Origin of the sequence: Archangium sp., from assembly GCF_036389735.1 — a bacterium.
Classification (GTDB): Bacteria; Myxococcota; Myxococcia; order Myxococcales; family Myxococcaceae; genus Archangium.
Genome location: NZ_DASVWK010000497.1, coordinates 1 through 6,606, shown reverse-complemented (window position 1 = coordinate 6,606; position 6,606 = coordinate 1). Strand labels below are relative to the sequence as shown.

The 6,606-nt window shown below is 68.6% G+C and carries 6 protein-coding genes; 4 read left to right on the top strand and 2 right to left on the bottom strand.

Annotated features, from left to right (window positions below; all coding sequences use genetic code 11):
- The 4 genes from VF794_RS17455 to VF794_RS17440 all read left to right on the top strand — a co-directional run.
- Positions 1-897: Ig domain-containing protein (locus VF794_RS17455; RefSeq protein ID WP_331111829.1), on the top strand; the 897-nt coding region annotated here is incomplete at its 5' end.
- Between the two features lie 87 nt (positions 898-984).
- Positions 985-1,512, top strand: a complete 528-nt coding sequence (locus tag VF794_RS17450) for a hypothetical protein (protein ID WP_331111827.1) — start codon at positions 985-987, stop codon at positions 1,510-1,512.
- 146 nt (positions 1,513-1,658) lie between these two features.
- Positions 1,659-2,297, top strand: coding sequence for a hypothetical protein (locus VF794_RS17445; protein ID WP_331111825.1), 639 nt, complete (start codon positions 1,659-1,661; stop codon positions 2,295-2,297).
- A 99-nt stretch (positions 2,298-2,396) separates the two neighbouring features.
- Positions 2,397-4,307, top strand: coding sequence for a S8 family serine peptidase (locus VF794_RS17440; protein ID WP_331111823.1), 1,911 nt, complete (start codon positions 2,397-2,399; stop codon positions 4,305-4,307).
- Positions 4,308-4,777: 470 nt separating this feature from the next.
- On the opposite strand, the gene VF794_RS17435 is transcribed toward VF794_RS17440, so the two are convergent.
- Complete coding sequence (locus VF794_RS17435) at positions 4,778-6,181, bottom strand: ice-binding family protein (RefSeq protein WP_331111821.1); 1,404 nt, start codon at positions 6,179-6,181, stop codon at positions 4,778-4,780.
- On the bottom strand, positions 6,178-6,606 hold a 429-nt coding region (locus VF794_RS17430; RefSeq protein ID WP_331111819.1), incomplete at its 5' end, for an OmpA family protein. The genes VF794_RS17435 and VF794_RS17430, both read right to left, overlap by 4 nt.

Sequence of the window (6,606 nt, the reverse complement as noted above, 5' to 3'; positions counted from 1 at the left end):
ACGTGCCTCGTGCCGGAGGGCGTCTGCCTGCCGGACTGCGGTGAGCGGGGGCCCTGTACCCCCGAGCTCCCCTCGGACACGGACGGGGGTGTCACGGCCCCCGCGCTCGTGTTCGAGCCGGACGTGCCCCCGGTGGGGCTGGAGACGGGGAACTACCTCTACCGTTTCCAGGCGAGCGGCGGCACTCCGCCCTATACCTTCTCCTTCCTGGGGGAGCTGCCTCCGGGCCTGTCGCTCAACGCCCGGGGTGAGCTCTCCGGCAGGTCCACCGCGGCCGGAGACTTCCGCTTCACCCTCGCGGTGATGGACCAGGGCACGCCGCCCCAGCACACGAGCCAGGAGCGCACCGTGCTCATCCGGCCCCTGCTGCGTCTGGCCGGGCCCGCCATCCTGGCCGATGTCCCGAGCGACATGGCCTACGTCGACCAGGTGTCGGCCACCGGAGGCACCCCGCCCCACCGCTTCGAACTCGTCTCCGGCAGCGCCCTGCCCGCCGGCATCCTCTTGAAGGACACCGGGCGGGTGGAGGGGATGACGAGCCAGGTCGGCACCTTCGCCTTCGAGGTCCGGGTGACGGACTCCGACGAGCCCCCCCAGGTCGTCACCCGCACCCTCCAGCTCACCACCGGCTCATGCCGCTCCTTGAGCCTGTGCATGAGGACCCGTGCCGTCCCCGACGCGCGTGTGGGCACGGAGTACACCCATGCCCTCCAGACGACCGGTGGCGCGGGCACCCTCCAGTGGAGCTACACCGGCACGCTGCCCCCGGGAATCACCCTGGGGACGACGGGCGTGCTCTCCGGCACGCCCACCCAGGCGGGCTCGTACGAGTTCACCGTCTCCGCGACGGATGTGTTCGACAAGCCCCAGGTACAGCTCACCCTCAAGGTGTACTGAGCCACCCGGCGTCCCTCGGGAGATCCACTCCCGCCCCCTGGGTTCAATACCTGACAGGTGAGTCCTCTCCCTTCGCTCGAGCAATGTGTGTCCCGCCACCCGTGGCTGCCGCTCCTGTCCGGGACGGTGCTCGCGGGACTGATGGTCGGGAGCCTCAGCCTGACCGAGCCGCCCTGCGCCTACGTACTGGGCCAGGTGGGCACCGTCACCGTGGCCACCCCCGCCCTCGTCCTCTTCGTCCCTGCATCCGCCGGGTTGGACGCGGGGCCCGAGGCAGGAGCCGCCTTCCATGCCCTGCCAGCACCCCACGGACGACCGCGGACGTGCTCCAACCTGGGCGTGAGCACGCTCGCCGTTCCCGTCTCCGTCCCCACGTCGGTACTCGACGACGGTCCGGGTGCCCTCCTGGAAGTCCAGGACATCGCGCTCACCCTCCAGGACACCCCGGTGACGGTGCCCGGGCACGTCCTCACGCTCGAGGGCCGCACCCTCTTCCTGCCCCTGCACGGCGCCCCTCCCGAGCCGGTCACGTATGACCTGCCCAAGCAGTCCATCGTCCTCGGCCCCGCCGACTCCGACGAGAACGCGCGCTACCTCGCGCCGCGCCGGAAATAGCCCGAAAAGAAATTTTTAATCCGGCGGATCCAAAAGCCCGGGCTTTTTCCAATTAATCATCGAGGACGCGATGAAGCCCGGGGCAGCCCCCTGGCGCACCGAGTCCCATTACCCCCTGTCGCATGACCACCCTGGAGAGAACAGCCATGACCACCCCCTCCCTGAAGCGTTTCCTCGTTGGTGCCGCCGCGGTTGCTGGTGTGTGCGTTCCGGGCCTCGCGCTGGCCGAGCCCACCTGCGTCTACGTCATGAGCAAGGTCGACTCCGTCACCGTCGCCACGCCGGCCGTGGCCGTCGTGGTCCCGGGCAGCGACAGCGACACCCAGCCGGTCGGCGTCCACCTGGATGAGCACGAGCAGGTCATCCTCGGCTACTCGGTGCGCGTGCCCGGCATGAACGTGGGCACGGAGGGCGACATGGTGTTCGTCCCCGGCATCTCGCAGTACGTGCCCTCCATCTCGGTCACCCTGCCGGAGCTCAACATCTCGCCCAACCGCTGCATCAACGTCGACGGCGTGAGCACCCCGGCCGTCCCCGTGAAGATCCCCGCCTCCGTGCTCACCCTGCCGGGTGCCACCGCGGACGTGGGCGCCATCATCCTCAACATCGTGGGCCACCCCGTGACGGCGCCGGGTCAGGTCGTCACCTTCGACGGCAAGACGATCATCATCCCCGAGCGCGAGTCCGGCGTCCCGAGCGTCCCGGTGGGCACGCCCAACCAGACCATCACCGTCGACGTCAACGGCACCCTGCACATGGCCCGTTACCTGCACCCGAACACTTAATCGGGAAAACGGATCCAAACAGGAAGTCCTGAATCAATAATAGAAAGAGAGCGCCCGCGGGTCCCCCGCGGGCGCTCCGTCTTTCCCCCAGGAGCACACATGAATCCCCTGAAGACGCTGGGCCTCGCCCTCACCACCACCGCCCTCTTCACCGGCTGCGGTAGCACCGAGTCGGACGCCACCCAGGCACAGAGCCGCCAGGGACAGGCGGCGCTCCAGGGGGGCAGCAAGAAGTCCGTCGTGGAGCAGCCCGTCACCACCATGAGCGCCTGCACCGCCGCCTATTCCAGCGCCCAGGCCCAGGCGGCCCTCACGCAGGCCGTGGTGGACCCGGGGCTCGCCACGGATGGGCTGGTGAAGACGCTCATCCTCTCCTTCAACACGCAGGAGGCGGTGGCGCCCGCGGTGGACCTGCTCCAGGGCACGCTGGGCCTCGCCGTGGGAGAGAACCTCGGCTCCTTCAAGGCGCTGCCCATGGTGGCGCTGGAGGTGCCCGTCACCCCCGCGCTCCTGAACACGCTGCGCACCACGCTCCAGCCGCTCGGCCTGCTGTCCATCTACCAGGACCGGCCGCTGCGCTACTTCCTCGACCAGAGCGTGGCCTACATCGGAGCGGACACCGCACGCACGGCCTTCCAGGCGACCGGCGCGGGCGTGGGCGTGGGCATCATCGACTCGGGCGTGGACGGCACGCACGGGGACTTCCCCAACCTGGTGAAGAACGTGAAGGTGGTGGCCCCCGTGCTCGAGTCGGGCATGAGCGGCGCGCTCTACCTGGACGTGCCCAACAGCGACCTCACCAGCGGCCATGGCACGCACGTGGCCAGCACCATCGGCGGCTCCGGCGCGAAGTCCGGCGGCAAGTACAAGGGCGTGGCCCCGGGCGCCAGCCTCCTCGCGGTGGGCGCGGGCGAGGCCATCAGCATCCTCTATTCGCTGCAGGGCTTCGACTACCTGATGAGCCCGGACATCCGCGAGACGTACAACGTCCGCGTCATCTCCAACTCCTGGGGCACCAGCGGCAGCCACTTCGCGCCCTTCGACCCGGTGAGCATCGCCACCAAGCGGGCCTATGACGCGGGCATGGTGGTGGCCTTCGCGGCGGGCAATGACGGCTCGGCCGCGGACACGCTCAACCCGTACAGCGCCTCGCCGTGCGTCATCTCGGTGGGCGCGGGCGCCGCCAAGGACACCAGCACGGCCACCAACCCGCTGCTCTCCCAGGGCCTGCCGGGCCAGCTCGCGGGCTTCTCCAGCCGCGGCATCCCCGGTGACGCCAACCACCACCCGGACATCGTCCTGCCCGGCGTGGCCATCGTCGCGGCGCGCGCCACCACGGCCACCATCGCCCAGCCCTACACCGGCCTGGACGGCCTGCACCCCGAGCCCTTCTACGCGGCCCTGGACGGCACCTCCATGGCCACCCCGCACTTGAGCGGGCTCGTCGCGCTCATGCTGGAGGTCAACCCGTCGCTCAACATGGATGGCGTGCTGGCGGCGCTGACGTCCACCGCGAAGCCCATGTACGAGCAGAACGCCACCACCGGCGCCACGCGGCGGCTCGAGACGTGGGAGGTGGGCGCGGGCTACGCGGACGCCTACGCCGCCGTGCGCGCCGCCACCGAGTCGGCTGGCACCCGCACCACCACCGTCACCACGGCCCTGCCGGGCTGGAGTGGCAACGTGGGCCTGTCGGTGAAGCTGCCCGTGGTGGACGTGAGCCTCGCCGAGGCCTCGCACACCCACTCGCTCGCCGTGCCCGCGGGCACCCACGCGCTGCGCATCACCACCACCTGGGGCAACCCGGCCTTCGACCTGGACCTCTACGTCCACGACCCGAGCGGCAACCTGGTGGCCAGCAGCGCCAACGGCACCTCCGTCTCGGAGGCGGTCTCCATCCCCCACCCCGTGGCGGGCACCTGGAGCGTGACGCTCAAGGGCTTCCTCAACACGCCCACCAGCTACACGGGCAGCGCCGCGGTGGACACGCTCGTCCCCGTCTCGCGGTAGGGCGCCCTTCTTTGCCCCCCCACGACGCCGGGGACTTCCCCCCACCGAAAGCGTGAAAGTACGGCGCAGCAGCCCCGCCCAGCAGCAGCCGGTTCACCGTGGCTCGGCCGACCTGGAACTGCTCGGCCAATTCCTCGTACGTTTTGCCGGCCTCCTCCCGCACCTTGAGGATGCGGCGACGTAAGTCTTCGGAAATCGGTCGGGTCATACCCCGAGCAGCTCATGCCCGGAGGATCGGCTCAATCAAGCCCCGCTGTGACACCGCGGGCAAGTGGCGCGCTTGGCGCGTGACCACGCCGCACGCCGTCTCCTACCGCATCAAGGACGGGCGCAGTGTCGAGGCGAACAGCTCAGACGGCTTGCCCGTCCGACGGTGACGTGACCCAGTCGACCATTCGGAAAAGGCTGGACCCTCAGGGACGTTTCCTGGGGATCCAGCCTTGTATCCTGGAGGGGTTGCCCCTCCCGCCCTACGGCGCGGGCTTCACGATCTTGTTGTCATCCAAAGCAACCGCGCCAATCCGGGCCAACGCCCTGCCGTTCAGCGCAGCGCCTGTATTGAGCGTGATGGCTTGATCCGCCAGGACCGTCCCCTGGAAGCTGGACGTCGTTCCGAAGGTCGCCGAGGTGCCAACCTGCCAGAAGATGTTGGTGGACCTGGCGCCCCCGGTCAGGATGACCTGGCGCCCGGCGGTGGTGGTCAACGTGGACGCCATCTGGAAGATGAAGACCGCGTCCCCGTCACCCTTGGCGTCGAGCGTGAGATCTCCCGCGGAGATCGCAAGAGAGGACGTCGACTTGTAGAGGCCAGGCGCCAGTGTCTGTCCGCCGAGGTTTCCAGCCACGGTGACCGCACACAGCGTTCGCCCAGCGGCCTCGTTGTAGGCCGTCGTCAAGTCGGCGATCCCCTGCGCTGCCGTCGGATCTCCCGCGTGCTTCGCCCCGATGAGGTTTCCAGGCGGGAACCCGGTGACGGCGGTGCCCGGGCTCACCCCGAGGTCTCCCGTGATGGAGGTCTGACCGGTGCTGGTCACGGTGGAGCCAGCCAGTACCGCGAAGTCGCCAGCCGACTTGAGCGCGAGCGGCAATTGGCTGCAGGCCCCCGTGGTGAAGCTCCACTCGTGGTTGGTCGCCAAGGGGCTGCCCGAAGCGTCCTGGGCACCGGTCGAGATTGTCGCCGTATAGGGCTGCGAGAGTTCAAGCGGGCTGGCCGGCGTGAAGGTCGCCGTGTTGGTCGCCGCCGACCAGGTGACAGCACCTGGGACAGCCGTCGCCCCTTGCCTCACGGTGAAGGTCGAGGTGTTGATCGTCGCCGGGTTCATCCCCTTGTTGAAGGTGGCCATGATTCTCTTGTTGATCGACACGTTCGTCGCGGCGTTCACCGGGTTCGTGGCGATGACCGTCGGCGAGATAATGTGCGCGTCCGTGGTGAAGCTCCAGGTGTAGTCCATGGCCAGGGCGCGGCCCTCGAGGTCCTTGCTCGCGATCGAGATGGTGGCGGTGAACACGGAGTTCGGGGCGAGGTTGCCCGCGGGGGTCAGCGTCGCGGTGGTGCCGAGGTAGGCCACAGTTCCTGCCACGGGGGTCATGCCTTGCTTCAGCGTGAACGCCGTGGCCAGCGTCGCCGGATCCATCTCCGTGCTGAAGGTCGCGGTGACGGGGGCGTTGACCGCGACCGACGTCTCGGCGTTCGAGGGGCTGGTGGAGACGACGGTCGGCGGGGTGCCGGCGTCAACGTTGGTGCCGGCGTCAACGTTGGTGCCGGCGTCGTTACCCGGGACAGCGGCATCGCCGGGGAACTCGACCAGTTGCTGCCCGCAGGCGGTCATCAAGGAGAACAGCAGGAACAGGACTCCGGTCTTCAGATTTCTCATTTCGTGCTTTCGTCATTCAAGATGTTGAAGTTGACAACGAACTCGACGCGGCGGTTGTTCTCGCGGCCGGCGACCGTGTCGTTGGTGTCGGTCGGCACGGACGAGCTGAAGCCCTTCGAGACGAGCCGCTCCTTCGCGATGCCGTGCTCCACGAGGTAGCCCAGCACCGTCTCCGCCCGCTGCTCGGAGAGCGTCTGGTTGTGATCATTCGCGCCGGACGAGTCGGTGTGCCCTTCGATCTGCACGCGGAAGTCCGGATTGTCCTTCAGCGCCTGCACGACCTCGTCGAGCACCGGGAGCGACGCCTCTTCGAGCGTGGCCTGGTTCCATTTGAAGTAGAGCTTTTCCTTCAGCTCCAGCTTGTCCCGCTTGACGACAACCTTCTTGTATTCAGGGCAGCCCCACGAGTCCATCGGCCCCGCCAC

Excerpts from the sequence above, each read along its gene's own strand:
- VF794_RS17435 (WP_331111821.1), bottom strand. The coding sequence starts at position 6,181 with ATGAGAAATCTGAAGACCGGAGTCCTGTTCCTGCTGTTCTCCTTGATG.
- VF794_RS17440 (WP_331111823.1), top strand. The coding sequence starts at position 2,397 with ATGAATCCCCTGAAGACGCTGGGCCTCGCCCTCACCACCACCGCCCTC.
- VF794_RS17445 (WP_331111825.1), top strand. The coding sequence starts at position 1,659 with ATGACCACCCCCTCCCTGAAGCGTTTCCTCGTTGGTGCCGCCGCGGTT.